The organism is Ferrovibrio sp. (assembly GCF_019636075.1).
GTDB lineage: Bacteria > Pseudomonadota > Alphaproteobacteria > Ferrovibrionales > Ferrovibrionaceae > Ferrovibrio.
Window position 1 is genome coordinate 37,278 of record NZ_JAHBYG010000021.1, and the last position, 26,265, is coordinate 63,542.

25 protein-coding genes are annotated in these 26,265 nt (G+C 63.6%); 10 read left to right on the forward strand and 15 right to left on the reverse strand.

Features of this window, described 5'->3' with window-relative positions; translation table 11 throughout:
• The first annotated feature begins 6 nt into the window (after nt 1-6).
• The 3 genes from trpE to KF827_RS10615 all read left to right on the forward strand — a co-directional run bounded on the left by trpE (nt 7) and on the right by KF827_RS10615 (nt 2,955).
• Nucleotides 7-1,527 carry an anthranilate synthase component I gene (gene trpE / locus KF827_RS10605; protein WP_291004681.1) on the forward strand — a complete coding sequence of 507 codons (1,521 nt, stop codon included), beginning with the start codon at nt 7-9 and terminating at the stop codon, nt 1,525-1,527.
• Between the two features lie 11 nt (nt 1,528-1,538).
• Nucleotides 1,539-2,258 (forward strand): DNA-3-methyladenine glycosylase I, encoded by a 720-nt coding sequence (locus KF827_RS10610; RefSeq protein ID WP_291004684.1) that lies wholly within the window; start codon nt 1,539-1,541, stop codon nt 2,256-2,258.
• Nucleotides 2,259-2,343: 85 nt separating this feature from the next.
• Entirely contained in the window at nt 2,344-2,955 is a 612-nt protein-coding gene (locus KF827_RS10615; protein WP_291004687.1) for a PAS domain-containing protein, read from the forward strand.
• Here KF827_RS10615 and KF827_RS10620 read toward each other — a convergent pair.
• A complete protein-coding gene (locus KF827_RS10620) occupies nt 2,888-4,354 on the reverse strand; it encodes a divergent polysaccharide deacetylase family protein (RefSeq protein ID WP_291004689.1) in 1,467 nt (488 codons plus the stop codon). The two genes, KF827_RS10615 and KF827_RS10620, sit on opposite strands and share 68 nt — an antisense overlap.
• Before the next feature lie 362 nt (nt 4,355-4,716).
• Between KF827_RS10620 and lexA the strand changes: the two genes are divergently transcribed.
• Entirely contained in the window at nt 4,717-5,463 is a 747-nt protein-coding gene (lexA, locus tag KF827_RS10625; RefSeq protein WP_291004692.1) for a transcriptional repressor LexA, read from the forward strand.
• A 41-nt stretch (nt 5,464-5,504) separates the two neighbouring features.
• Here the strand turns inward: lexA and KF827_RS10630 are convergent, their stop codons facing one another.
• On the reverse strand, nt 5,505-7,763 hold the full coding sequence (locus tag KF827_RS10630; RefSeq protein WP_291004695.1) for a ComEC/Rec2 family competence protein: 2,259 nt from the start codon (nt 7,761-7,763) through the stop codon (nt 5,505-5,507).
• A 77-nt stretch (nt 7,764-7,840) separates the two neighbouring features.
• Here KF827_RS10630 and gltX point away from each other — a divergent pair, with 77 nt between their 5' ends.
• Nucleotides 7,841-9,226: a glutamate--tRNA ligase gene (gltX, locus tag KF827_RS10635; RefSeq protein WP_291004698.1), complete on the forward strand. Its 1,386-nt coding sequence runs from the start codon at nt 7,841-7,843 to the stop codon at nt 9,224-9,226.
• 3 nt (nt 9,227-9,229) lie between these two features.
• Here the strand turns inward: gltX and KF827_RS10640 are convergent, their stop codons facing one another.
• Both KF827_RS10640 and KF827_RS10645 read right to left on the reverse strand, forming a co-directional pair.
• Entirely contained in the window at nt 9,230-9,688 is a 459-nt protein-coding gene (locus KF827_RS10640) for a hypothetical protein (protein WP_291004701.1), read from the reverse strand.
• Nucleotides 9,685-10,089 carry an acyl-CoA thioesterase gene (locus KF827_RS10645; protein ID WP_291004704.1) on the reverse strand — a complete coding sequence of 135 codons (405 nt, stop codon included), beginning with the start codon at nt 10,087-10,089 and terminating at the stop codon, nt 9,685-9,687. Before KF827_RS10645 ends, KF827_RS10640 begins: the two co-directional genes overlap by 4 nt.
• A 152-nt stretch (nt 10,090-10,241) precedes the next feature.
• Here KF827_RS10645 and parE point away from each other — a divergent pair, with 152 nt between their 5' ends.
• Together parE and KF827_RS10655 are read left to right on the forward strand one after the other, a co-directional pair.
• A complete protein-coding gene (gene parE, locus KF827_RS10650) occupies nt 10,242-12,212 on the forward strand; it encodes a DNA topoisomerase IV subunit B (RefSeq protein ID WP_291004707.1) in 1,971 nt (656 codons plus the stop codon).
• 114 nt (nt 12,213-12,326) lie between these two features.
• Nucleotides 12,327-13,529: a GGDEF domain-containing protein gene (locus tag KF827_RS10655; protein WP_291004710.1), complete on the forward strand. Its 1,203-nt coding sequence runs from the start codon at nt 12,327-12,329 to the stop codon at nt 13,527-13,529.
• Here the strand turns inward: KF827_RS10655 and KF827_RS10660 are convergent.
• From KF827_RS10660 to KF827_RS10695, 8 genes are all read right to left on the reverse strand, one after another.
• Complete coding sequence (locus KF827_RS10660) at nt 13,526-14,230, reverse strand: alpha/beta hydrolase (RefSeq protein ID WP_291004713.1); 705 nt, start codon at nt 14,228-14,230, stop codon at nt 13,526-13,528. The two genes, KF827_RS10655 and KF827_RS10660, sit on opposite strands and share 4 nt — an antisense overlap.
• Before the next feature lie 29 nt (nt 14,231-14,259).
• Nucleotides 14,260-14,805: a hydrolase gene (locus tag KF827_RS10665; RefSeq protein WP_291004716.1), complete on the reverse strand. Its 546-nt coding sequence runs from the start codon at nt 14,803-14,805 to the stop codon at nt 14,260-14,262.
• Nucleotides 14,806-14,846: 41 nt separating this feature from the next.
• A complete protein-coding gene (locus KF827_RS10670) occupies nt 14,847-15,683 on the reverse strand; it encodes a universal stress protein (protein ID WP_291004719.1) in 837 nt (278 codons plus the stop codon).
• A gap of 7 nt (nt 15,684-15,690) precedes the next feature.
• Nucleotides 15,691-16,536 carry a universal stress protein gene (locus tag KF827_RS10675; protein ID WP_291004722.1) on the reverse strand — a complete coding sequence of 282 codons (846 nt, stop codon included), beginning with the start codon at nt 16,534-16,536 and terminating at the stop codon, nt 15,691-15,693.
• A gap of 117 nt (nt 16,537-16,653) precedes the next feature.
• Nucleotides 16,654-17,286 (reverse strand): ABC-type transport auxiliary lipoprotein family protein, encoded by a 633-nt coding sequence (locus tag KF827_RS10680; RefSeq protein WP_291004725.1) that lies wholly within the window; start codon nt 17,284-17,286, stop codon nt 16,654-16,656.
• On the reverse strand, nt 17,283-18,332 hold the full coding sequence (locus tag KF827_RS10685) for an MlaD family protein (protein WP_291004728.1): 1,050 nt from the start codon (nt 18,330-18,332) through the stop codon (nt 17,283-17,285). Before KF827_RS10685 ends, KF827_RS10680 begins: the two co-directional genes overlap by 4 nt.
• Nucleotides 18,333-18,336: 4 nt before the next feature.
• On the reverse strand, nt 18,337-19,143 hold the full coding sequence (locus tag KF827_RS10690) for an ABC transporter ATP-binding protein (RefSeq protein WP_291004731.1): 807 nt from the start codon (nt 19,141-19,143) through the stop codon (nt 18,337-18,339).
• Between the two features lie 2 nt (nt 19,144-19,145).
• Nucleotides 19,146-20,255 (reverse strand): ABC transporter permease, encoded by a 1,110-nt coding sequence (locus tag KF827_RS10695; protein ID WP_291004733.1) that lies wholly within the window; start codon nt 20,253-20,255, stop codon nt 19,146-19,148.
• Nucleotides 20,256-20,381: 126 nt separating this feature from the next.
• On the opposite strand from KF827_RS10695, the gene otnI reads away from it, so the two are divergent.
• Nucleotides 20,382-21,173, forward strand: a complete 792-nt coding sequence (gene otnI, locus KF827_RS10700) for a 2-oxo-tetronate isomerase (RefSeq protein WP_291004736.1) — start codon at nt 20,382-20,384, stop codon at nt 21,171-21,173.
• Here the strand turns inward: otnI and KF827_RS10705 are convergent.
• Both KF827_RS10705 and KF827_RS10710 read right to left on the reverse strand, forming a co-directional pair.
• Nucleotides 21,170-22,462, reverse strand: a complete 1,293-nt coding sequence (locus tag KF827_RS10705; RefSeq protein WP_291004739.1) for a TRAP transporter large permease — start codon at nt 22,460-22,462, stop codon at nt 21,170-21,172. The two genes, otnI and KF827_RS10705, sit on opposite strands and share 4 nt — an antisense overlap.
• Nucleotides 22,462-22,947, reverse strand: coding sequence for a hypothetical protein (locus KF827_RS10710; protein ID WP_291004742.1), 486 nt, complete (start codon nt 22,945-22,947; stop codon nt 22,462-22,464). The genes KF827_RS10705 and KF827_RS10710 overlap by 1 nt, the downstream gene beginning before the upstream one ends.
• 243 nt (nt 22,948-23,190) lie before the next feature.
• On the opposite strand from KF827_RS10710, the gene KF827_RS10715 reads away from it, so the two are divergent.
• A complete protein-coding gene (locus KF827_RS10715) occupies nt 23,191-24,306 on the forward strand; it encodes a TRAP transporter substrate-binding protein (RefSeq protein WP_291004745.1) in 1,116 nt (371 codons plus the stop codon).
• Nucleotides 24,307-24,355: 49 nt separating this feature from the next.
• Here the strand turns inward: KF827_RS10715 and KF827_RS10720 are convergent, their stop codons facing one another.
• A complete protein-coding gene (locus tag KF827_RS10720; RefSeq protein WP_291004748.1) occupies nt 24,356-25,093 on the reverse strand; it encodes a hypothetical protein in 738 nt (245 codons plus the stop codon).
• A gap of 371 nt (nt 25,094-25,464) precedes the next feature.
• Here KF827_RS10720 and KF827_RS10725 point away from each other — a divergent pair, with 371 nt between their 5' ends.
• Nucleotides 25,465-26,154, forward strand: coding sequence for an ABC transporter substrate-binding protein (locus tag KF827_RS10725; protein WP_291004751.1), 690 nt, complete (start codon nt 25,465-25,467; stop codon nt 26,152-26,154).
• The last annotated feature ends 111 nt before the right edge of the window (nt 26,155-26,265 follow it).

Genomic DNA, 26,265 nt, shown 5'->3' on the forward strand with positions numbered 1-26,265 from the left:
CCAGCCATGAAGCTGACGCCCGATTACGCTGCCTTCGCCCAGCGCTACATGGCGGGCGAAGCGCAGGTATTGTCCACCAGCCTGGTGGCCGATCTGGAAACGCCGGTTTCGGCCTTTCTCAAGCTGGCCAATGGGCGGCCGTTTTCCAGCCTGCTGGAATCCGTGGAAGGCGGCGCCACGCGCGGTCGCTATTCCATCATCGGCCTGAAGCCCGATCTGCTGTGGCGCTGCAAGGGCCAGAAGGCGGAAGTGAACCGTCGCGCACGGTTTGATGCGGAAGCCTTCGAGCCCTGCCCGGAACCCACCCTGCCAGCCTTGAAGCGGCTGCTGAAGGAAAACCATATCGACCTGCCGGCCGGCCTGCCGCCGATGGCCTCGGGCATCATGGGTTATCTGGGTTACGACATGATCCGGCTGATCGAGCCCCGCGTGCCCGACAGCAATCCCGACCCGATCGGCCTGCCCGATGCGCTGCTGATGCGGCCCACCGTGATGGCGATTTTCGATTCCGTGCTGGATACCATCACGCTGGTTACCCCGGTGCGCCCGCAGGCCGGCATGGATGCCCGCGCGGCCTATAACCTGGCCTCCGAACGGCTGGCCGATATCGTGGCCGATCTCGACCGCCCATTGGGTTCCGCCCGCGACCAGATCGCCGATCTGGATGCCCTGCCCGAACCGCAATCCAACATGACGCCGGACGACTACATGGCGATGGTGGCCAAGGCGAAGGAATACATTGCAGCCGGCGATGTTTTCCAGGTGGTGGTGGGCCAGCGCTTCAGCCTGCCGTTCCGGCTGCCGCCATTTGCGCTGTATCGCGCCCTGCGCCGCACCAACCCTTCGCCCTTCATGTTCTATGTCGATCTCGGCGGGCCCTGCCTGGTCGGCTCCAGCCCGGAAATCCTGGTGCGGCTGCGCGACGAGACGGTGACCATCCGGCCCATCGCCGGCACCCGCAAACGTGGCGCCACGCCCGAGGAAGACGCCGCCCTGGCGGAAGACCTGCTTTCCGATCCGAAGGAACTGGCCGAGCATCTGATGCTGCTCGACCTCGGCCGCAACGATGTGGGCCGCGTGTCGCAGATCGGTACTGTGCGCGTGACGCAACGCAACACCATCGAGCGTTACAGCCATGTGATGCACATCGTTTCAAACGTGGAAGGCAAAATCCGGCCAGAACTCGATGCGCTGGATGCGATGTTCGCCGGCTTTCCCGCCGGCACCGTGTCCGGCGCCCCGAAAGTGCGGGCGATGGAAATCATCGACGAACTGGAGCCGGTGCGGCGCAGCTTCTATGCCGGCGGCGTGGGCTATTTCTCCGCCAACGGCTCGATGGATACCTGCATCACCCTGCGCACCGCGCTGGTGAAGGATGGCACCATGTATGTACAGGCCGGCGCCGGCATCGTGGCCGATAGCGACCCGCTGTCGGAACATGTGGAATGCGAGAACAAGGCCAAGGCGCTGATCCGTGCCGCGCAGGAAGCCGAGCGTCTGGCACAAACGCCGGGGCGCCGCCAATAGGGAGATCGGCCATGGTCACAGCCTTCAAGACCATCCGGGCCCGGGCCGCCAAACGCAAAGGCGGCGAGAAGGCCCTGGCGGAATTGCTGCCCAAGCCGCCCTCGCCCAAAGCGCTTTTGAAACTCACCGACGACCGTGCGCTGGCGGAAATGACCAAGCGGGTTTTCTCCGCCGGTTTCGTATGGAGCATCATCGAAGCCAAATGGGACGGCTTCGAAGCCGCCTTCCTGGGTTTCGAGCCGCGCAAACTGCTGCACAAACCCGATGAGTTCTGGGAAAAGCTGACCTCCGACAAGCGCATCGTGCGCAACGGCCAGAAGATCATGACCGTGCGCGACAATGCGTTGTTCCTGCAGGACATTGCCCGCGAACATGGCAGCTTCGGCAAATTCCTGGCGCAATGGCCGGCCGACGACCAGATCGGCCTGATGGATCTGCTGGCCAAGCGCGGCAGCCGGCTGGGCGGCAATACCGGGCAGTATCTGCTGCGCTTTCTGGGATGGGACGGTTTTGTGATTTCACGCGACGTTGCGCTCTGCCTGCGCGATGCCGGGGTTGAGATTGCCGAGAACCCGACCAGCAAATCCGACCGGCGCAAAATCCAGGCCTGTTTCAATCAATGGGCCAAGGAAAGCGGCCTGCCGCGCGGGCATATCTCGCGTATTTGTGCATTGTCCATCGGCGAGAATTACGATGCCGAGCGGTTGAAACGCGCCATGGGCGAAGCGTGACCGCTGTCACGCAGTTTGTGAATTGCCACTGCAACCGCCGGCGTGAAATACTTCCCCTGCACGAAGAATTCGGCAGAGGCAGAAAATGGACAAACGGTTTGCCGAGTATATCGACGAGCCGCAGCTACGCTGGCTCTACCTGCATTGGCTGCGCCTGAAGGCCGGCCGGCTGCCGCCGCCGCGCGAACGCCTCGACCCGCTCGCCCTGCGCCATCTGCTGCCGGAAATCTTCGTGATCGAAGTGGATCGCGTTGCCCAGCGCTTCCGCTATCGGCTGGCCGGTGCGGAAGTAGAGCATATGATGCAGGCCAAATTGCATGGCCGCTGGCTGGACGAAGCAGTGATCAGCCCGTTGCGCGAATTCTTCGACGAAGCCTTTTGCATCGCCGCCTTCGAACGCAAGGTGCAGTATCGCAAGAACACCCTGCATCTGGCCGGCCGGCCCTATATCCGCTATGCGCGATTATTGTTGCCGTTATCGACCGATGGCAGAACCATCGACCATCTGCTGGGCTGCATCCGCGTGGACGAAGCGATGTCGCGCTACAATCCCAGCCAGGTCGCCGAGGTGGAAATCACCATCAGCGACATTGAGGCCTATGAGCGCGACGCCTACGACGCCGACTGGTCTACTGATGTTGAGCCTGTCGCTTCTCCAGCCGATGCTGCAGCATCGCCGACGCCGAAATCAACGTGAAGCCGCGCTTGGGCGCCTCCACGAGCCAGCGTTCCAGGGCGCTCAGCGTCTGCGCATGAGGATGGCCGATGCCAATGGCATCGCCATGTTCGCGGGCGATCCGCTCAAGAATAGCCAATTGCGCCGGCACGCCGGCTTCGGCATCGCGTTCATCATCCAGAAACAGGTCGCGGCCGGTTGAGGCCATGCCCAGCCGGCCGGCCTGGGCCACGCCGGTAGAGCGCGGGCCGGTCAGGCTGTCGAGCCAGAACAAGCCGCGTTTCTGGATTTCCGACAGCACGATGCCCATCGCCTGGGCATCGGCGGTGAAGCGGCTGCCCATATGGTTGTTCACGCCGGCAAAGCCCTCGAAGCGATCCAGGCTCCACAATGTGCGGCGGCGCCATTCGCCCTCATCCTGATTCACCAGCAACGCATAGGGGCCGGGATTGTTGCGTTTCACATCCAGCGGCTCCATCGGCAGATGCAGCATCAATTCATGGCCCGCCGCGCGCGCCGCAGCCGTCTGCTCCGGCAGATCGGGCGCATAGCTCATGTAAGACAGCGTCAACGGTGCCGGCAAAGCCACCGCACGGGTGGAGTTGCGCCGCGCCAGGCCCATATCGTCGATCACGATGGCGATGAAAGGCGGCTTGGCGCCTGCCGGCATCGGCACGCCAAGCTTGCGCCAGCGTTCGCCGCCTGCCGTGGGGGCCGAAGTCTGCGCCGACAAGGCCGGCGGCGTTGCAATTGCAGCAACCGGCATGGGGGCGGATTTACCCGCCGGCTTGGATTGCGCCGGCTGTTGCAGCGCCGGCTGTTGTACCGCCGGCTGTTGTACCGCCGGGGGAGCAGCCAATTCGGCCACCTGCTGCTTCGATGGCTCGGCAATCGCGGCGGGAGGCGACAATTCGGTCGGCATTGCCTGCGCTTCGGCGCCGCCCGGCAACGACGCCGGCGGCGGCGGCGGGGCAAGCGCCTCTCGCTCACTCTCGCCCGGGATCAGCCGGCCGACGCCCGTATTGCTGTTCATGATAATGGTGGGAGGATGATAGGCGGCGGCATCGCTGGCGGTATGCGGTCGCACCTGTGCTTGCGGAATGGCGGCTTGCGAGGCGGCAGGCGAACCAGGCTGAAGCTGCGTCACCGGAACCGGAAAGATGCGCACCGGCTTGGGCGCGCTGGTGAAACTGGCGCCCAGCACCACGCCGCCGCCCAGCAGGCCGATCACCGCCGCCCAAAGCGCCCAATGGCCCAACAGGCCGGCATCGGATTGCCGCGCCTTGGCAGCCTTGCCGGCGCCGTTCAGCCGCACACCCGGCATGGCCCGCATCTGGGCGGCGCCATAGGCCTGGCTGGCCTGGATGGGGCTTTCAACCCGAGACATACCATGGGGGCGCAACCGCAATGCTTCGCTCATACTCCACTCCTGCCGCCGATTCGTCGAACCGGGACCGAGCATGAGCCGCAAATCTTGGCAGGACGTTAACGCCGAATGAATCTCTCCACAGCTTCGGGCCGGCGCGCGAATGTTCCAGGAGAACCGCTAACGTGCTGATACAGAACAAGTAGGGAGAAAATCCGGGGTGCCTGGGGGTAGCCAATCCACAGCCTGTGGAAAATTCTGCTTGACCCATTTGAGGAACCTACTTAGAACATTTCGTGGGTTTCAATTTCGTTCCGATCCAGCCCGCCCAAACTCCGGCGCCCGATCCCAAATACGGCGCCGGAGGGGCTGGATCGGTCCTTAAGCCAACGGCCGCAAGCCAAGGGGAGTTCGCCATGCTGACTCGCAAGCAGCACGACCTGCTGATGTATATCCATGAAAAGCTGGAAACCTCCGGGGTTTCCCCTTCCTTCGAGGAAATGAAGGAGGCGATGAAGCTGAAATCGAAATCCGGCATCCATCGCCTTGTCACCGGCCTTGAGGAACGCGGCTTCCTGCGCCGCCTGGCCCATCGTGCCCGCGCGCTGGAAGTGCTGCGCCTGCCGGATTCCGCCGTGCCCAATCGCGGCGGCATCGGCGCCCCGCCCCCGCGCGCACCGGCCCGCAACCGCCTGATGCCCCGTGCCGGTGCCGGCCTGGGCGCGGAAATCTCGCCGATGCAGGGCACGCCGGTCACGGTCAGCCCGTTCAACGCACGCGATATCGTCACCCTGCCGCTCTATGGCCGCATCGCCGCCGGCACGCCCATCGAGGCGTTGCGCGATATGTCGACCCAGATCGATGTGCCGATCGGCCTGCTGGGCAATGGCGATCATTACGCGCTGGAAGTGGCCGGCGATTCCATGGTGGAAGCCGGCATTCTGGATGGTGACACCGTGGTGATCCAGCGTACCGAGAATGCCGAGAACGGCACCATCGTGGTGGCCCTGGTGGATGAAAACGAGGTGACCCTGAAGCGCCTGCGCCGCAAGGGCAACTCGGTGGCGTTGGAAGCTGCCAACACCGCCTACGAAACCCGCATCTTCGGCCCCGACCGGGTAAAGGTGCAGGGTCGCCTGGTGGGGCTGCTGCGCCGTTATTGATCGGCGTCTTTATTGATCGGCGTCTTTGTTAATCGGCGCCGTTATTGATCGGCGCTGTTGTTATCTGGGCGCGAGCGGCGCGGAGAAGACTCTCTGGTTGAGATGCTCTTCACCCAGGGTTTCCTCCCCCGCTCGTCCGCCACCGTAACCACCCGCGGCCAGCCGGCATTCCGCTCCGGCAGATAAACCGCATGCGCCCCGCGGCGCCATACATCGAACCGATCCACCACGATCCTGGCTGCGGCACACCGGCCGCGCAGCGGAAAATTCGTCAGCACGATATCGGCATGGCGGCAATCGGCTTCCGCTGTCGCCTCGCTGCGGGGTATTGCGATCAGCCAGCCTTTCAGCCGCGCAGTGCAGCCGCCCTCATCGCAGCGCAGCACGCCATCGGCGCTGCCATGTTGCCCACGCCGCACATTCGGCCAGGGCGAAAGCTCCGGCCCGCCCAGGCGCCGCCACCAGCTTTCCGCCTCGAATGCCGTCGGCGGCACACGCGCACCGCCACTGGAAAAATGATAACGATCCGGCTCCAGCCCGCGCAAAGCGACACGGCCGGCATCGCTGCTGATCAGCAGATCCGGCCTGGGCTGGATGAATGGCATCGCCAATGCCAGCATGATCGGCGCCAGGCCCAGCCAGCGCCAGCCGCGCCGCCACAGGCATAGCCAGGCAAGGCCGAAGCCGATGGCCGGCAAGGCCCAGCCTGGCATCGCCGGTATCATCGCCACCGCACCCGGCCAGCCCGCCACCCACACCGCCAAGTCGATCAGCAGGTCGATGCTCCAGCCCAGCGGAATCAGGGCCAGGGCTTCGAGCCCCAGCGGCATGAGCGCAAAGGCCGCCATGGTGAGCGGCATAACGATGAAGGAAACCAGCGGCGAAGCCAGCAGGTTGGCCACCAGCGCATAATCGGCGAACCGGTTGAAATGATAAGCTGCGAACAGCCCAGAGCCGAAACCCGCCACCAGGCTGGTGAGCATGGCGCCGCCGATCCACAGCAAGGCGATCTTCACCGGGCCGGCCTGACTGCGCAGGCGCGTGAGTCTGGCTTCCAATGCTTCATAGGCCGCAATCAGGCAGGCCACAGCCGCAAAACTCATCTGAAAACCGGCATCGAGCAGGCTTTCCGGCGCCCAGAGCAGCATGAACAAGGCCGCCAGGGCCAGGCTGCGCGGCGAGATGGCGCGACGGTCCAGCAGAATGGCGCAAAAGCCGAAGGCCACCATCACGAAGGCGCGCTGGGTCGGCAGCGCCGAGCCTGACAGCAGCATATAAGCCGCCGTGCCGATCAAGGCCGCGATGGCGGCGATCTTCTTGACCGGCCAATGCAGCGCCAGCCAAGGCCAGAGAGCCATCAGGCCGCGCAGGCTGGCGAACAGGATACCGCCCACCAGCACCAGATGCAGGCCCGAGATCGAAAGGATATGCGCCAGCCCGGAATCGCGGAAGGCATCGTCCACGTCTTCCGGGATCGGGCCGCGCACGCCGGTCATCAAGGCTGCGGCAATCGCGCCTTCCGCGCCGCCGATCGGCGCCAGGATGCGCGCGGTCAGGCTCTGCCGCGTCGCTTCCAGCCAGAGTGCGGCGCGTTGCCAAACCCCTTCCGGCGGTGCCTCCGCAAGCACCTCCACTACGCCCAATGCATTACCCACCGCGCCCAATTGCTGAAACCATGCCGCGCGCGCGAAATCATAAGCACCAGGCATGCTCGGCTCGGGCGGTGGCGCCAGCACGGCACGCAGCCGCACCATCTGGCCGGCCAACAGCGTTTCGCCGCCCGCCTCACCATTCTGGCGCAGGGTGACCCGCACGCGGCGTGGCGTCTGCTCCGGTGCCAGCCTTTCGATACGCGGATCAGCAATGGTAAGGCGATGGCCATTGTCGCGCGGCTCCACCAATACCAGCCGGCCCTCCAGCATGGCCGCCGGCATGCGCCGCTCCAGCACCGGCGCCGCCAGGGTGTCGGCCCGCGAAGCCACAAGGGCAAAACCGAACAGCATCAGCCAAGTCGGCAGCGCGGCCGCGGCCCAGCCAGGATGCCTGCGAAACAGCCAGGCCAGCCCAGGCAGACAAAGGCCGGCCATCCAGGTCAACGGCTTGGGCGCCACCGGCCAGGGCCAGGCGAAATACAGCGCAATCCCCGCCCCCAGGCAGACCGGCAGCCACAGCACCCAGCGTTCGCGCTCGGCCAGCAAAGCCGCCAGCAGGCCCTGCGGCGTTGAAAAAGCCCATAATTCGTGGCCCAGCCTGCCGGCCAAGCCTCCCAGATGCCGAATTATGGTTCCCGCTGCAATCATGACGCGATGCTGCCGCCTCGCCAGGGCTTGGGCAAGCATGTTAAAAGGCGGCCCGGATTTGATTTCAGGAACAGGTCATGAAAGTCGTCACCCGCTTCGCGCCTTCGCCCACTGGCTACCTGCATATCGGCGGCGGCCGCACCGCTTTGTTCAACTGGCTGTTCGCCCGCCACCATGGCGGCACCTTCCGCCTGCGCATCGAGGATACCGACCGCGCGCGCTCCACGCCCGATGCCATCGAAAAGATTTTCGAGGGCATGCGCTGGCTCGGCCTGGATTGGGATGGCGAGGTGGTGATGCAGTTTTCACGCATGGACCGCCATGCCGAGGTGGCGCGCAAGATGCTGGCCGAGGGCAAGGCCTATCTTTGCTATTGCAGCCCGGAAGAACTGGAAGCGATGCGCGCCAAGGCCAAGGCGGAAGGCCGCCCGATCCGCTATGACGGCACCTGGCGCGACCGCGATCCGGCCGATGCCCCGGCCGGCGTGAAGCCGGTGGTGCGTTTCAAGGCGCCGCGCGAGGGCAGCACGATCATCAAGGATCATGTGCAGGGCGACGTGACCTTCCAGAACGAGCAGCTCGATGACCTGATCATCCTGCGCTCGGACGGCACACCGACCTACAATCTCTCCGTGGTGGTGGACGACCACGATATGGGCGTGACCCATATCATCCGCGGCGACGACCATCTCACCAATGCAGCGCGGCAGACGCAACTCTATATCGCCGCCGGTTTCGATGTGCCGGATTTCGCCCATGTGCCGCTGATCCATGGCCCCGATGGCGCAAAGCTGTCGAAACGCCATGGCGCGCTCGGCGTGGATGCCTATGCCGATATGGGCTATCTGCCGGCTGCCATGCGCAACTACCTGCTGCGGCTGGGCTGGAGCCATGGCGATGAGGAGATCATTTCCACCGCCCAGGCCATCGAATGGTTCGGGCTGGATCATGTCGGCCGTTCGCCGGCGCGCTTCGATTTCGTGAAACTGGGCAATCTCAACGGCCATTACATCCGGTCCACGCCGGAGGATGAGTTGCTGGCTGCCCTGCTGCCCTTCATCAGCGCCGAGAAGCGGCTGAACCGTGCGCTGAGCGAGGATGAAACCGCGCGCGTGAAAGCGTTGCTGCCCGCCGCGAAAGAGCGCGCGAAAGACCTGAACGAACTGGCCGATGCCATGCTGTTCCTGTTCACCCGCCCGGATGCCGCCGCCACCAAAACATTGCTCGGCGACAATACCGCGCTGCTGCCCGATCTGGCCGCAGCGCTTGCCGCCTGCAACGACTGGACCGCAGATGCCACCGAAACCGCCGTGCGCAACTTCGCCGAAGCGCGAGGCATCAAGCTGGGCCAAGCCGCCCAGCCGCTGCGTATGGCACTGACCGGCAGCAAGGTGTCGCCGCCGATCTTCAACGTGATGGCCGCGTTGGGCCGCGAGGAAACGGCGGCGCGGCTGATGCTCTGAACCTTACCCGCGCGCCACGCGCAGGAAGGCTTCGCCGATCAGTAGATGACTGATGATGCCGCCTGCATCGCCAAGCGGCAGGATAAGGCGGTCGTATTGCAGAATGCGCGGGCCGTCCCAGCGCGTGATGCTGACATGGAAAGGCTTCGCTTCGCTGCAAGCCAGATCGAGATGCTGGCGCATCACCGCGCGGGTTTCGCGGGTCAGGCCATCGGCATCGGGGCGCAGCTCGGAGAGCTTGGCATAAGCCGGGCCGATCTGGCGGTAGAGATAACTGCCATCGGGCATGATCTCCACCAAACCGAGATCATCGGCGGCCGGCAGCGCGGTCAGCTTGCCCACGGCATCCACAGGCGCCAGCGGATTGGCGCCGCGCGCGGCATTGTACCAGGCATTGAGCTCCAGCAGGCTGGGTGCCTGAATCTCGTCGGCAAGCCAGCCCAGCGGCGGCGGCTTGATCATGACACCTGCGCCTCGGGCGGAACCGGACGCGGCCGGCCATTCTCGTCGATCGCCACATAGGTGAAGGTGCCCTCGGTCACCTTGATCTCGCCGGGATCGAGCCGACGCACCACAATGGTCTCCATCCTCACCGCCATGGAACTGCGCCCCACCCGAATCACCCGGGCGTAGATCGAAACCACATCGCCCACCTTGATCGGCTGGTGGAAGGTCATGGCATCCACCGCCACGGTAACGGTGCGTCCCTGGCTGCGCCGCGCGGCTACGATGCCGCCGGCGATATCCATCTGGCTGAGCACCCAGCCGCCGAAAATATCGCCATTGCTGTTCATGTCGGATGGCATCGGCGCGCTGCGGATCACCGGCTCGCCGCGCTCAACCTTGTCCGCTGCCTCGCTCATATCGCACCCCTGCTTTGGTAAAAACCTGTTCGCAATCGCGGAAAACCGGCTATAAGCCACTACATATAGTGGCCTCCGAGTCGGGCAAGCCTATACAGCCGCCCGGCTTTGCAGTATAGCGCCAACCCGAAATACCGCGAAGCATGAGTCAGATGACCGATTTGTTCCAGAATGCCGGCAAGACCGGCTCCGACTATACCGCCAAGGATATCGAGGTTCTCGAGGGCCTGGAGCCGGTGCGCCGCCGCCCCGGCATGTATATCGGTGGCACCGATGAGCGTGCCCTGCACCATCTGTTCGCCGAGGTGTTGGATAATTCCATGGACGAGGCCGTGGCCGGCCATGCCGACCGCATCGAAGTGGAATTTCTGGCCGATGGCGCGCTGAAGGTGAGCGACAACGGCCGCGGCATTCCGATCGACCGGCACCCCAAGTTCAAGGACAAGTCGGCGCTGGAAGTGATCTTCACCACGCTGCATTCCGGCGGCAAGTTTTCCGACAAGGTATATTCCACCGCCGGCGGCCTACATGGCGTGGGCATCTCTGTGGTGAATGCGCTGTCTGACCGGCTGACCGTGGAAGTGGCGCGCGACCGCGAACTCTGGCGGCAGGATTATTCGCGCGGCACGCCGCAGAACAAGCTGAGCAAGGTGGGCGCCGCCCCCAACCGGCGCGGCACCACCGTGCTGTTCCATCCCGATGAGCAGATTTTCGGCAAGGGCGCGCATTTCCGCCCCGGCCGCCTGTTCCGCATGGCCCGCTCGAAGGCTTACCTGTATCCCGGCGTCGAGATTCGCTGGAAATGCGCTGCCGAATTGATCCTCAATGGCGACGACACGCCCGCCGAGGCCACGCTGCATTTTCCCGGCGGCCTGCGCGATTATCTGGAAGCGGCGCTGGAAGGCCAGTCCACCATCACACCCACGCCGTTTGCCGGCCGTGCGCAATTGGCCAACGAGCGTGGCCAGGTGGAATGGGCGATCCATTGGCCGCAGGAAATCGGCGATGGCTGGCTGAATGCCTATGTGAATACCGTGCCCACCCCGGAAGGCGGCACCCACGAGGCCGGCTTCCGTTCGGCCCTGCTGCGCGGCTTCAAGGATTACGGCGACCTGACCGGGAATAAGCGCGCCAGCCAGATCACCGCCGACGACATCATGAGCGGCGCCACCGCCATGCTCTCGCTGTTCATCAAGGAACCGCAATTCCAGGGCCAGACCAAGGAAAAGCTGGTCAGCGTGGAAGCGCAGAAACTGGTGGAAACCGCGATCAAGGATCATTTCGACCATTGGCTGGCCGGCGCGCCGCAGCAGGCCACGGCCCTGCTGGTGCGCATCATCGAGCGGGCGGAAGAACGCCTGCGGCGCCGGGCCGAAAAGGAAGTCGGCCGCAAGACCGCCACCCGCAAGCTGCGCCTGCCGGGCAAGCTGGCCGATTGCAGCGAAGACAGCGCCGGCGGCACCGAAATCTTCATCGTGGAAGGCGACAGCGCCGGCGGCTCGGCCAAGCAGGCCCGCGAGCGCAAGACCCAAGCCATCCTGCCGTTGCGCGGCAAAATCCTGAACGTGGCCTCGGCCGGCGTGGGCAAGCTCGCCGCCAATCAGGAATTATCCGATCTGGTGCTGGCGCTGGGTTGCGGCACCGGCACCAAATACCGCGACGAGGATCTGCGCTACGAGAAGGTCATCATCATGACCGACGCCGACGTGGACGGCGCGCATATCGCCTCGCTGCTGATCACGTTCTTCTTCCGCGAGATGCCCAGCCTGATCCGCAACGGCCATCTTTATCTGGCGCAGCCGCCGCTGTATCGCCTCAGCCAGGGTGGCAAGACCGCCTATGCGCGCGATGACGCCCATAAAGACGAATTGATGAAATCAACCTTCTCCGGTCGCGGAAAAGTAGAAGTCAGCCGCTTCAAGGGCCTGGGCGAAATGCCGCCCGCGCAGTTGAAGGAAACCACCATGAACCCGAAGAACCGCGTCTTGCTGCGGGTTCAGGTGCAGTCTGAAATCGCCGAGGAAGCCAGCGACCTGGTGGAACGCCTGATGGGCCGCAAGGCCGAGATGCGTTTCCAGTTCATCCAGGAAAATGCCCGCTTCGCCGGCGAGATCGACGTATAACCGCATAGCCTTCTTGTCTTGAGCGCCTTGAGCCTGCCTGGGCGGAGTTGTAGCCTGGAGCCGGAGCCAATGCGGCGCCAAACAGTCATCCAGGCAGCGTAAGGCAGCAGCAGCATGAGCATCACCCTCGATGTGACGACATTGTCGTTCATGTCGTTGCTGATTTTCGGTTTGATGTGCGGCCTGCTGCTGATGATGTGGCTGGGCGACCGCAAGGAAACCGCGCTGCTATTCTGGATTGCGTCGTATTTCCTGCCCAGCCTGGGATTGGCCGGCCTGCTGCTGCGCGGCACGATCCCGGATATACTTTCCATCGTCGGCGCCAATACCGTATTGATCACCGGCTTTGTGCTGGCCTGGTGGGGTAATCAGCATTTCTTCAACCAGCGCCCGAGCTACGCCTGGGGCATCGGCATCATTCTGGCGATTCTGGTCGGTTCGATTATCTTCTATGGCCCGGGCCAGGAAAATTTCGTCAAGCGCGTGATGGTGATATCGGCGCTGTTGTCGCTGATCAGCCTGATCAACGCGCTCAGCCTGACAAAGCGCACGCCGCCATCCATGTGGCCGGCGCAAGGCCTGGCGATCGTTGCCTATCTCAGCATCGCCAGCTTCTATGCGCTGCGGTTTTTTCTGGCCTCGCGGCAGGATATTCCACCCGGGCTGTTTGCCAGCGGCTGGCTCGGCGTCATCACCTTCCTGCTACCCACCGCCGGTTCGGCCCTGATCGCCTTTGCCTGGATTCTGCTGGTGAATCAGCGGTTGCGGTTAAGGCTAATCGAAACCCATCAGATCGATCTGGCCACCGGCGCGCTCAACCGCGACAGTCTGGCGGAAACCGGCGCCGCCGAAATCTCGCGCAGCCGGCGCCACGGCAACCTGCTTTCGGTACTGCTGCTGGATATCGATCATTTCCGCCGCATCAACGAACGCTATGGCCAAGCCGTGGGCAATGCATGGCTGGGCCACCTGGTTACGGTGGCGCGTGGCGTACTGCGCCAGGAGGATCGGATCGGCCGGCTGGCCGGCGACGAATTCTGCGTGATCCTGCCACAGACGGATCCGCATGGCGCCGCCCTGCTGGCCGAACGCATCCGGTTAGCCATCGAAGCAACGCCGCTGCAAACCGGCAGCGGCACAGTACCAGCCACGGTAAGCATCGGCGTTGCGGCGCTGGAACCCAACGATATCGCGCCGGATTGGGAACGCCTCTGCGCCAGCGCCGATATGGCCCTGCATGATGCCAAACGCATGGGGCGAAACCGCGTGGCTATTGCCACGGCGGAAACCGCCTTGCGGCTTTCGAGCGGGCTTTAGGCCTTAAGCCAATCCCTGAGCAGCCTGGCAACCTTGCCGGCACGCTCCATCGGCGCCATATGGCCGGCATCCTGCACGATGGCCAGCCTGGCTTTGGGTATCAGCGCTGCCATTTCTTCATGCACCTCTGGCGGCGTGAGTGCATCGGCCTCACCGCACAGCACCAGGCAGGGCATGTCGTATCGGGCCAATTGCGGCCGGCTGTCGGGCCGGCCCATGATGGCGGTCTGCTGCTTCACGAAACGCTCCACGCCGATGAAATCCGCCATCGCGGTGAGGCGATCCACCAACGCACTGTTATTCACGTTTTTGGGATGCAGCAGAAACGGCAGCAATTGCGGCGTGATACCCTTGAACTTGCCCAGGCTGGCCAACTGGATGAAGCTGCGGCGGCGCTGGGTCTGTTCCGGGCTGTCGGGCCGTGCCGAAGTGTCGAGCAACGCCAGCCGCTCCACCCGCTCTGGCGCCTGGCGCATGATTTCGTGGCAGATATAACCGCCCATGGAAAGCCCGGCCAGCGCGAAGCGGTCTGGCGCCTCGGCCAGCACGGCGCGCGCCATGTCGGTCACATTATCCTGGTCGTATTGTCCGCTCGGCACCAGGCAATGGGCGATATCGCTCAGGCGCTGAATCTGTTCGCGCCAGAGATCGTGATTGTTCAACAGCCCAGGCACCAGCACCAGGGACGGACGCGCCGCCATGCACCATTCTCCTATTTGATCCGTTTACCCTATTTGATGAGCTTGCTGAGGGCGCGGAATTGCGGATGCCCGGCCTGCCCCAGCCATTCAAAAACGCACATCTCGGCATTCACCAATATAGCGCCGGCCTGGCGCATGCGGGCTTCGGCCAAAGCCACGCTGTCGCGGCTGCGCGAAGAGATCGCGTCGCTCACCACGAATACCCGATACTCATGTTGCAGCAGGTCCAGCACGGTCTGCAGCACGCAGACATGGGCCTCGATGCCCAGCACCACGATCTGCCGCCGGCCATCGTCCTCGCGCAGCATGTTGCGCACCGGCGGCTCGGCATAGGCAGAAAAATGCAGCTTCTCGAAAATCGGCGCGCTACCCAGCGGCTCAAGCAATTCAGGCACCGTCGGCCCAAGCCCCTTGGGATATTGCTCGGTGGCCAGCACCGGCACATTCATGGCCGCCGCCGCCGCCAGCATGATCCGGCTGCGCTCCACCACGCGCGCGGAATCGGCCATCACCGGCAGCAGCCGTTGCTGCACGTCGATCACCAGCAATCGGGATTCAGGGGCGGACAAGCGCATGAGCCATACTAACCTATGCCCGCAGCTTCAGGCAAACCGCATCAATTGCCGAACAAAACCGGCTTTTCCAAGCCATCGAGGATGGCCTCGGTAACGCCGCCGAACACCATCTCGCGCAGCCGCGAATGGCCATAGGCCCCCATCACCAGCAAATCCATACCGTAACGCTGCATGCTGTCGCGCAGGATGGCTTCCACCGGCTCCTCGCCGGATGCCTGGCTGGCCAGCTCCACCTTGGCGCCATGGCGGGCCAGATGCCGCACCATCAGGGCGCCGGGCGTGCCGCCGGTTTCATCCGCATCGATGCACAGCAGCTGGATATGCGCAGCCTTGGCCAGCAGCGGCAGCGCATCATGCACGGCACGGCTGGCCTCGCGGCTGCCATTCCAGGCCACCAGAACGCGCTGGCCCAGATTGGCGGCATCTATGTCTGCGCCCGTGGGCAGCACCAGAACCGGCCGGCCCATCCGCAGGCCCAGTTCATGCGGCAGCATCGGTTCGCCATACCAGGCATCCGCAGGCGCGTCTGTCGCCACCACGGCCTTTTCCAGAATGGCCAGATCGCAAACGCGGCCAGCCAGCTTCATACCGGCAATCGGCGGCAATTCGCTTTGCAGCCATTCGCAAGGCTGGCCCGCCGCCAGGCAGGCGGCCTCGAATTCTCGGCGCAGGGTTGCGGCCCGCCCATCAACATTCTTGCGATGCCGGTCTATGAGTTCGCTCGGGAGGTAATGACGCACCTGCGGCGCCGGACGCAGCGAATGGAAGCCGGTGAGATGCGCACCGAACCGCGCAGCCAGATCGATGGCCACGCGGATACGGTTGTGGTTGCTGCCGACATCGTCCAGATGCAGCAGCAGATCGCGATAACCCGTCACGCCGGAATCAATTGCTGAACAATACCGGCACGGTCATGCTGTCGAGGATGGTTTCGGTCACGCCGCCGAACACCATCTCGCGCAGCCTGGAATGGCCATAAGCGCCCATCACCAGCAGGTCGGCACTCCGATCGGCGATGGCAGACAGCAGCGCCTCGCCCACTTCGATATCCGACACAACGGTGTTGCTCACCTCCACCTTCACATCATGGCGCGCCAGATGGCGGGCCAGATCGGCGCCGGGGGTACCACGATCACGGTCGGCATTGATGCCATAAACAGTCACGCTCTTGGCACCGAGCAGGAAAGGCATCGCATCATGCACCGCACGGGTGGCTTCGCGGCTGCCATTCCAGGCGATCAAGATATTCTCGCCAAGCTTGGCCGGCAGGTTGCCGGCATAAGGCAGGCCCAGGATCGGCCGGCCGGCGCGCAAAGCCAGTTCATGGGGCAGCACAGACAGACCTGGCGCCTGAGGCGCAGAGTCGGTCGGTTCAGGATCCGGCTGGCCTACCAGCACCAAATCCACCGCACGGCCATAAACCGAAACCGCATCCAGCGCCGGCCATTCGCTTTCGATCCATTCCACCGCCACGCCTTCGCGTTTGGCGGCCGCTTCGAATGCCGCATGGGTCGCCTTGGCCACCGCCTGGGCTTCGTCCACCTGCTTCTGGATGAATTCGGTGGGAATGAATTCGCCTGTGTAATACGGCATCACCGGCGGCGGCAGGGTATAAAGCGCGATCAGATGCGACCCGAAACGCCGCGCCAGCCCCAGCGCCGCATCGATTTTTGCCTTGCTGCGCGGATCGTCGGTCAAATGCAACAGAATGTCGCGATAGGTCGTGTTCATTGGGAGTCTCCATCAGCATGGAACGCGTTCTTATCAGATGTAGTCTGCCATGGCTGATGGCAAGTGCATTGACGTGGATCAACCCGGTTGATCTCAAGCCTCCCCTTCAAAAAACGGTTATTTTTTGCCAGTGATCAGCGCCCATTGCACGGTTTCGCGCAGCACCCGGCCCAGCGCTTCGTCAAAGGCCTCAACCACATCCAGCACGCTAGCACCCTTGGCCCGGCGTTTTTCCTCGAAATTCACCGAGGCAACGATTGCCTGCTGCGGCTGCACGATCAACTTGGCATTGATCGCCACCCGTACCGTGGGCACCGGGTCGGTGCCGGTCAGTTCGGCCTGGAATTCCCGCAATTCGCTTTTCAGATTGAAATCCGAACGCAGGCCCACCGATTGCCGGCCCACGGCGGTGATCTTGCCGGTATTTTCGAAGCTCTCGATCAGCAGGGTTTGCACCATGCGCGGCGCACGTTCGGCCCAGCGCGCCTCGGCATAGTATTTCACTTCATACGGATTAGGCATGATGGCGATACGATGGGTATCCAGCCCGCCCGCCGCATAGGGCTCCTCCACCACCAATTGCCAGGTGACGCGCGGCAATGTGTCGATGAAGGTGGTCTTCGGCGACAGCGTGTAGAGATTGGAGGGCGGCGCCTGCGGCAGGATGCCGCCACAGGCTGAAAGCGGCAGAACGGCACTGCTGGCAGCCAGCAGGCCCAAAAAACTGCGACGGTGGTTTAGCGGCTTCATCGCCGGCCTCCTTCTCCGCGATACTCGGCATCGCGATTGCCAAACAGCACAGCACTCGGATCGTCTTCCAGCCGCTGCGCCACGCGCGCCAGGCTGGCCACCAGAATACGCGCCTCGGATATGAATCGACGGAATTCACCCACGCCATCGGTGGCCATGGCATTCAGCGGTGCGCGGTTTTCGTCCACCACGCCGCGCATGTCGCCCACCAGGCCGCCGATATCGGTGAGCACGCCATCCAGCTTCTGCGCGGTCTTGCCGAATTCGGCCATTGTGGTGCGGGTCTCGCGCAATGTATCGGCGCCCTCGCCGGCCAGCAGCGTATTCGCGGTATCCACCGCCCCGCGCGTGGCCGCCAGCGTCTTTTCCGCTTCCCCGACAAGGCTGTCGGCCTTCTGCGCCAGATCGCGTGCAGCCCGCGCCGCAATCGCGATATCGGCGGCGGTGCGATCGAACCCATCGATGGCGCGCAGCAGGGTTTCCTGCCGGCTGGCGATTGCCTGGGTCACCTGGCGGATATCGCCGATCATGCCGCCTACATTCTCGATATTCTGATCGCTCAGCACGCGCGCGGCACGGCTGAGCAGATCGGGCGCCGCCTCGAACAATTCGGCGATTGCCGAGGTTTTCGACTGGATCACCGGCAATTGGTCCGGATCGCTGGAATTGCGCGCCGGCAGAAAAGCCGCCGAGGCCGAGCCGGCGCCGATCTGCACATAGGAAATGCCGGTGATGCCCTGCAATTCCAGGCTGGCCAGGCTGTCTTGCCGGATCGGCGTATCGGCCGACACATCCACGGTGACACGCACTTTCGATGTATCCTCGCGGTTGATGCTGATCTGGCTGACTCGGCCTACCTTGATGCCGTTGAAGCGCACATCGCCGCCAACCCCAAGGCCGGCCACCGACCCGGTGAAGAAGATGTTGTAGCGGGCCACTTCGCGGTCGACCTGGGCTTTCGCCAGCCAGAGCGAAAAGCCCATGATGCCCAGCAGGAACAGCAGCACGAAACCGCCGATCAGCAAATGATGTGCGCGGGTTTCCATCGTCTCAGCTCTCCTTTGCAGCACTGCCCGCCGCATCTGCGGCTTCGGCAGTCGTGGCAGCCGCGCGGGCGCGCGGGCCATGGAAATATTCCTGGATCCAGGGATGCGGATGGCCCAGCAGACTGGGCAGCGGGCCCACCGCCAGCACCTTCTTTTCGGCCAACACGGCGATCCGGTCGCAAATGGCATAAAGCGAGTCCAGGTCATGCGTGACCATGAACACCGTGAGGCCCAATGCCTTCTGCAAGTCGCGCACCAGGGTATCGAAAGCCGCCGCGCCGATCGGGTCCAGCCCTGCCGTCGGCTCGTCGAGGAACACCACTTCCGGATCCAGCGCCAAGGCACGGGCCAGGCCGGCGCGTTTGCGCATACCGCCGGAAAGCTCCGACGGAATCTTGCCGCCGGCGGAATCCGGCAGCCCGACCATGCGGATTTTGGCGGCCGCGATCTCCTGCAACAGATCGTCGGGCAGCTTGTAGAATTCCTTCAACGGCACCTGGATATTCTGCGCCACGGTGAGCGAGGAAAACAGCGCGCCATCCTGGAACAATACGCCGATGCGCTGGCGCGCGTTGCGCCGTGCTGCGTCGTCGCCGCCGATCATGTCGCTGCCCAGCAGATCGATGCTGCCGGCCTGCGGCTGGTTGAGGCCGATGATGGTACGCAGCAGCACGGACTTGCCGGTGCCCGATCCGCCCACCACGCCCAGCACCTCGCCGCGCATCACATCCAGGTCCAGCCCGTCATGCACCTTGAAGCCATCGAAGGCGTTGACCAGGCCGCGCACGCGTATGGCAACATCCTTGGTCATACTCATACACCGATGGCCGAAAAGAAGATCGAGAAGAGTGCGTCCGCCACGATCACCAGGAAGATCGACTGCACCACCGAGCGCGTGGTGAGCCGGCCTACGCTTTCGGCATCGCGCTTCACCCGCAGGCCTTCATAGCAGCCCACCATGGCAATCAGCGCGGCAAAGACCGGCGCCTTGATCATGCCGACCAGGAAGCTCCAGATCGTCACGGCTTCGTGCAGGCGCTCGAAGAACAGGAACGGCGTGATATCCAGCGCCACCCAGGCCATCAGCGCGCCGCCCAGCAAGCCCATGATATCGGCAAAGAAGGTAAGCAGCGGCAGCGTGAGCATCAGCGCCAGCACGCGCGGCAGCACCAGCACCTCGATGGGATCGAGGCCGAGCGTGCGGATCGCATCCACCTCCTCATTCACCTTCATGCTGCCGATCTGCGCCGTGAAGGCGCTGCCCGAACGGCCGGCCACCACGATGGCGGTAAGCAGGATGCCCAATTCACGCAACACCGACACGGCCACCAGATTGACCACGAAAACCTCGGCACCGAATTGCTGCAATTGATCGGCGCCCTGATAAGCCATCACCACGCCGATCAGGAAGGATATCAGCCCCACGATGGGCAATGCATTGAGGCCGGTCTGTTCCATGTGAAACAGCGTGGAGGTCAGGCGCAGCCGGCGCGGACGCAGCATCGTCATCACCGCGGCCTCCACCACCCGGCCGATGAAGGCGATGAAGCGGCGCGCCTCGCGCAGGAAGAAAATCGCCAGCCAGCCGAGATGACTGATGAAACGCACCAGGCCGTTATCGCTGGGCGGCGGCGCGGCGGCGGCCGGATTGCAGTTGGTCACGTAATCCAGCAGCACCTGATGTTCGGGCTTGAGATTCTGCCAGTGAACATCCGCCTGCTTGCCCAGCTTGCCGACAAGGCGATTGAGCAGAACGGCGCCAGCGGTATCCAGCCGCTCCAGCCCGCCGGCCTCGATGCCCAGGCGTTCGCCCTTGGGCAGGCTCAGGGCCTCGATACCACGGGCCAGGCGTGCTGCTTCCGGCAGGGTCCAGGTTCCGGTTAGGCGCAACTGCGCACCACCGGCCTCGCGCTGCAAACTCATACCCCCTGCGGCCACGCAAACCCCATATTGGTAAAAGCCACCGCAGCGGCGGCCCCTTGCCCAATGGATAGCAGGAATGACATGCTGCGGAAAAGCCACAGGATTTCGCCGTAACGGGATTCATCGATGCCGCGCTTTGCCGCCAATCTGACCTTCCTGTTCCAGAATCTGGCGTTCATGGACCGTTTTGCCGCCGCCGCCGAGCAGGGCTTCATGGCGGTGGAATTCATGTCGGCTTACGAACACGCACCCGCAGCGGTGGCAGCCGCCCTGCGCGACAACGGCCTGCGGATGGCGCTGATGAACAGCCCGGCGGGCGATCTGCAGGCCGGCGAGCGCGGCCTGGCCGCCCTGCCCGAGCGCCGCCGCGATTTCCGCACCAGCATCGGCCGCGCGTTGGACTATTGCGCCGCCACCGGCTGCCCCTTGCTGCATGTGATGGCCGGCATCGTGCCTGAGAAGGCAGAGCGCCGTCTGTTGCAGGCCTGTTACATGGACAACCTGGCCTGGGCCGCCGAACAGGCCCGCCAGGCCGGCGTGGCCCTTACCATCGAACCGATCAATGGCCGCGATATCCCCGGCTATTTCCTGCAGGATTACGATTACGCCGAAACCGTGCTGAAGGAACTGAAGGCACCCAACCTGCATCTGCAATTCGACATGTATCACGTGCAGGTGCTGCATGGCGATGTGAGCATGCGGCTGGAACGGCAATTGCCGTTGATCGCCCATGTGCAGGTGGCCAATCCGCCCGATCGCGCCGAACCCGATATTGGCGAGCTGAATTACGATTACCTGTTTCGCAAGCTGGATGCACTGGGCTATGCCGGCTGGGTGGGTGCGGAATACAAGCCCACAGATCGCACCGAAACCAGCCTGAACTGGTTCAAGCCTTATCGCGGCAAAAGCAGCGTTTAATGCATCAGGCCGGGCAGCGCGAGCGCCAGTGCCGGAAACGCGATCAGCAGCGCCACGCGCAACAGATTGGCCGCCATGAAAGGCAGCATGCCGCGCATGATCGCCGTGGCCTTCACACCGCTGCTGCCCTGGATCACGAAAAGCAGCATGCCCCAGGGCGGCAGGATGAGGCCGATCTCCACGATGGTGACGAGATAGATGCCGAACCAGATCGGGTCGATGGCCAGCGCCTGTGCCATCGGGAATACGAATGGCAGAGTCAGCACGATCACCGCCAGATCGTCGATCATGCTGCCCAGCAGCCAATAGCCGAGCGCCAACAGCAGCAAAAACAGGACCGGATTGATGCCGCTTGCCGCCAATTCGCCCGCCAACACCTGCGGAACCTGCGCAGCCGATAGAAACATCGTGAAAAACAGCGCGCCGAGCAGAACCAGCATCACCATGCCGGTGGTCTGCGCGGCTTCCAGCAGCGCGGTCTTGAAGCGCGGGCCGGTCAGTGTGCCGGCGGCCAGGGCGAAGCCCAGCGCCGCCACCAGGCCCAGCGCTGCCGCCTGGCTGGGCAGCAGGCCGATGAACAGCCCACCCATCACCACCACGAACAGCACCAGCAACGGCCAGATCGCGGCAAGCTGCCGCCCGCGCATTGCCCAGGATTGCGCCGGCAGCTTGGTCGCTGCCGCTTTCGCACCGCCGCGCAGGCCGATCCGGGTCGCCGCCATATACAACAACAGCCCCAACAGGCTTGGAAGCAGCGCGGCAACATAAAGCTTGCCCAGCGATTGGCCGGTGAGCAGGGCATACAACATCAGCAGGATAGAAGGCGGCAGCAGCAGGCCCAGCGTGCTGCCGGCGGCGATGCTGGCGGCCGACAATCCATCGGCATAACCGCGCCGGCGCATATCGGGCAAGGTTACACGGCAGATGGTGGCAGCCGCCGCAACCGCCGAGCCGCAAACCGCAGCAAATGCCGCGGCAGCCAGCAGGCTTGCCATCGCCAGTCCGCCGCGCCAATGGCCCAGCAAGGCCAGGGCGGCATCATAAATCTGCCGCGACAGGCCGGCATGGCTGGCAATCGTGCTCATCATCGCAAGCAGCGGAACCACGGCCAGGCCGTCTATCACAGCGACATCCAACCCGGTCTGCAGCAGCAACACATGGCCCCAGCCCTGCTGCCACACAACACCCGCCAGGCCTGCCACGCCCAAGGCCACCGCCACGGGCACGCGCAGCAGCAGCAAGCCCAGCACGGCGGAGAAACCGGCAACGCCGATCAGCATCGCCTGCATCAGTTGCCCTCCGTTTCCAGGGCATCGGTGCCTTTGCGCAAAGCCCACAGATGGCGCCAGAGCAGCAGCATGCAGGCCAGGGCCGCGCCGCCCGCGCCCAATAACGGCGGCAGAGCAATCGTCAGCGGCAGGCCGGCCTTTCGCACAGCCAGCCAGCCGATGCCCAGCACGGCGAGCATCAGCACCAATCCCAGCAAGGCCGCCAAAAGCTTCAACGCTTGCTGGCCATGCCAGGAAAACCGCGCGGCCATTCCCTGCACGCATGTATGAGTGCCGGCCATGAAACCATGGGGCACGGCCATGCAGGCCGCGATCAGGATCAACAACATGTAAAGCCGGCCCCAGCCCGGCGGCGCCTCATCGGCGCCAAAGGTCTGCAACACCAGATCGGCGCACAGGATCACCCCCGCCAGCAGCGCGCATAAGGCGGCCAAGCCAGCCAGCGCGGCAGCCAGTCGGGCGACCAGACGATAAAGCGCAATCATCGCCATACCTTGCCAATGTTGAAACCAGAGCTGGCTTCACGCCCTTCAGAATAGGCGCTTCGCGGTCCGCCCGGAAGCGGGCAGTCTGCGCTGCAATGCAACAGCAATACGCGCAATACGTGTTTGCAAAGACGCGCCTTGCGCAATGTCTCCGCTATGCCCAGTTGCCAAGGCCGGGGGGATACGCTTAAGGTCGCTCCCTGTTTTTCCGCGAGTATACGGGCAGGAGCTTCGTAACCAGCGATGGTGCGCGTATTTTTGATCGCCGTGGGCATGTTCTTCGTGGGCCTCACCCTGGGGCTCGGCTACATGACCGTGCGCAATGCAACGCCGATCCCTGCCGTGCAAACCGAGCGCAGCCTGCCCGTGGCGCAGGTGGAAGCGCCCGATATGCCGATGCAATTGCGCATGGCCAGTTCCTATGCCTCTGGCTCGCCGCTGCTGGGCAGCCTGGGCGTGAGCACCACCCAGCGCATCGCGCAATTCACCGACAGCAAGGTGGACCTGAAATTCCACGAGCCTGGCGCTTTGGCGCCGGCCAACGAAGTGCTGAACGCCGTCGCATCTGGCGAAGTTGACGCGGGCTGGACCTCGGCCAGCTATTGGGTGGAAAAAGACAGCGCCTTCGCTTTCTTCGTCGGCCTGCCCTTCGGCCCGCGCGCCGCCGAGTATCTGGCCTGGCTGCATCATGGCGGCGGCCAGCAATTGATGACTGAGCTCTTCACCGCCAACAATATCGTGCCGGTTGCCTGCGGCCTGTTGCCGGCCGAGGGCGGCGGCTGGTTCCGCAAGGAGATCAACTCGGTTGACGATCTGCGCGGCCAGAAGATCCGCATTATCGGCCTGGGTGGCGAGGTGCTGCGCAAGCTGGGCGCCAATACCGTGCTGGCGCCGGGTGGCGAGGTTTTCCTCGGCCTGCAGAATGGCAGCCTGGATGGCGCCGAATTCTCTGTGCCGGCGATCGACCTGCGGGTCGGGTTCTACAAGGTGGCGCCCAATTACTACCTGCCCGGCTGGCACCAGCCGCTGACCATCCATCTGCTGGCCTTCAACCCGACGGTATGGGAGAAGATGTCTGACCGCCAGCGCGAGGCTGTCGGCACGGTCTGTGCCGCCAATCTGCAGGACAGCCTGGCCGATGGCGAGGCCGCCCAGCCGGCCGCTCTTACTGCCCTGCGTAAGAAGGGGGCGAATATCCGCCCCTGGTCGCCGGAATTGATGAGCGCCTTTGAAACCACCTGGCGCAAGGTGGTGGCCGAACAGAATGCCGCCAACCCGAATTTCCGCCGCGTGTGGGAATCCTATGCCGCCTTCCGCGACGGCTATGCCGAATGGCGCCAGCTCGGCTATCTGCGCTGAAGCCTGTTATCTGCGCTGAAGCCTGTTATCTGCGTTAAAGCCTGGGGGGCTAGCCGTTCAGGCTGCGGCGCAACTGGCGCACCCGGCGCTCCACCGAGATATCGATACTGGCGGTCACTTCCAGGCTGCGGTCTTCCAGGGCATCGGCGCGCGGATTGGCCTTGGCGCGAGCCTCGATGGCGGCATCGCGGCGGCGGATCAGTTCGGCGATCTCGGGCTGGAACAGCCGCAGGATCGACACCATCCAGCGGTTCAGGCCAGACGACGGATAGCCATGGCGCAGGTCGAAGCGGTCCAGCATGGCGATCACATCGCGCGCCGAGAACCAGCTCTCATCGGTAACCCAGCGATTGACTGTGAATAGGCGCACCGGCAGGCCGTAATTGTCCATGCTGATGCCCACGATATGAGCCAGCGCGGCATCGCCCCGCGGCCAGCAGCGACCGACCTTGCGCTCGCCGGCACACCGGCCCACCCCGGGCCGGGTATGGCGCACCGGCTCGAAACTCTCGGGCAGATGATGCGGCCGCATGAAGACATGGAAGTGGCCATGCTCACGCCCATCACCCCGATGAGCATGGTAATAATATTGCGCGCCGGTCATCGGGTCGAACACGTCCCCGTCCGGGTAATGTTCATGCTCGAAGAACTCGCCTTCGTCGCGCAGCAGCTCGGCCACCAAGTTGGTACGCTGGCCGGCAAGCTCCTGCTGAATCCGCAGTGCATCCTGGCCCGCGCTCAACATGGTTTGCAAACGCGGACGGCCGAGACCGCTCATCATGTTCATGCGACTAAATCCCCAGGGCTTTCATCATGGGCTCTACTCATCTCTCGGGGCCTAGAAAACCACGCGGCCCTTAAGCGCCGGTAAATGCGCAGGTCGGCTTTTTAATATTTTTGATGGCAGCCTCGATGAAACGTCGATTAAATCGATAAATAAGTTTATATATATTAATTAATTATATGATTTTATTTAATAAAATATGTTTATTTAATTTAAAAAATTCACTTTCAGTCGCGGACTGGGCTACGCAACCCTGACAGAATGCTACCATATCTGGGATATGGACCGTGATTGCAGTCACGGTCTTGTTGGGCCCCCACTCTTTCCTCGCCGTCTGGCAGTGGGTAGTCTGCGGCAACGTGAGGAGACAATCCATGATTCGTCCGCACAGGTCCATGAAACCCAGTGCTGCCCAATCGGGTTACATGATGCGCAGGCGCGGTTTTCTCGGCGCGGCATTTGCCGCCGGAGCCAGTTTGCTGCTGGCTTCCAGCCCCACCATGGTCGCCCCCGCCCAGGCCGCCGACGAGCAGGCCGCCGGCCGTTATATAGACGAGATGGGCCGGCTGCTGCTGTCGATCCAGAGCCAACCCGGCACGATCAGCCAACGCGAAGCCCAATACCGCCAATTTCTGGGCCAGGGCCTGGACCTGAATTTTATCGCCCGCTTCGTTCTGGGCCGCTCCTACCGCGACCTCAACCCCGACCAGGCCTCGGAATATCACGACGCCTTCAACGAATTCGTGCTGCGCACCTATGCCCGCCGGCTGGCCGGCTTCCAGGTGCGCGGCTTCGCCATAACCGGCCTGCGCGCCGCCGGCGATGCCGATACCGTGGTTAGCACCCGGATCGACGTGGCCAGCGGCCAGCCGGTGCAATGCGACTGGCGGGTGCGCGAAACCAACCAGCGCTTTGCCGTGATCGATCTGGCGCTGGAAGGGGTCAGCATGTCGCTCACCCAGCGCAATGAATTCGCCTCGCTGATCAACAGCAATGGCGTGGCCGGCCTGATTGCCGTGCTGCGCGCCCGCGTTGACCGCGAAACCATCAGTGCCGCACGATGATTCAGCATCAGTCTATAGAGCCCCAGAACGGGGTGTTGAAAATGGGAGAGGTTAGCATGATAAAATCTATAAATATCAAAATTTTATCATGTATATTTGCCGTAATAGTTT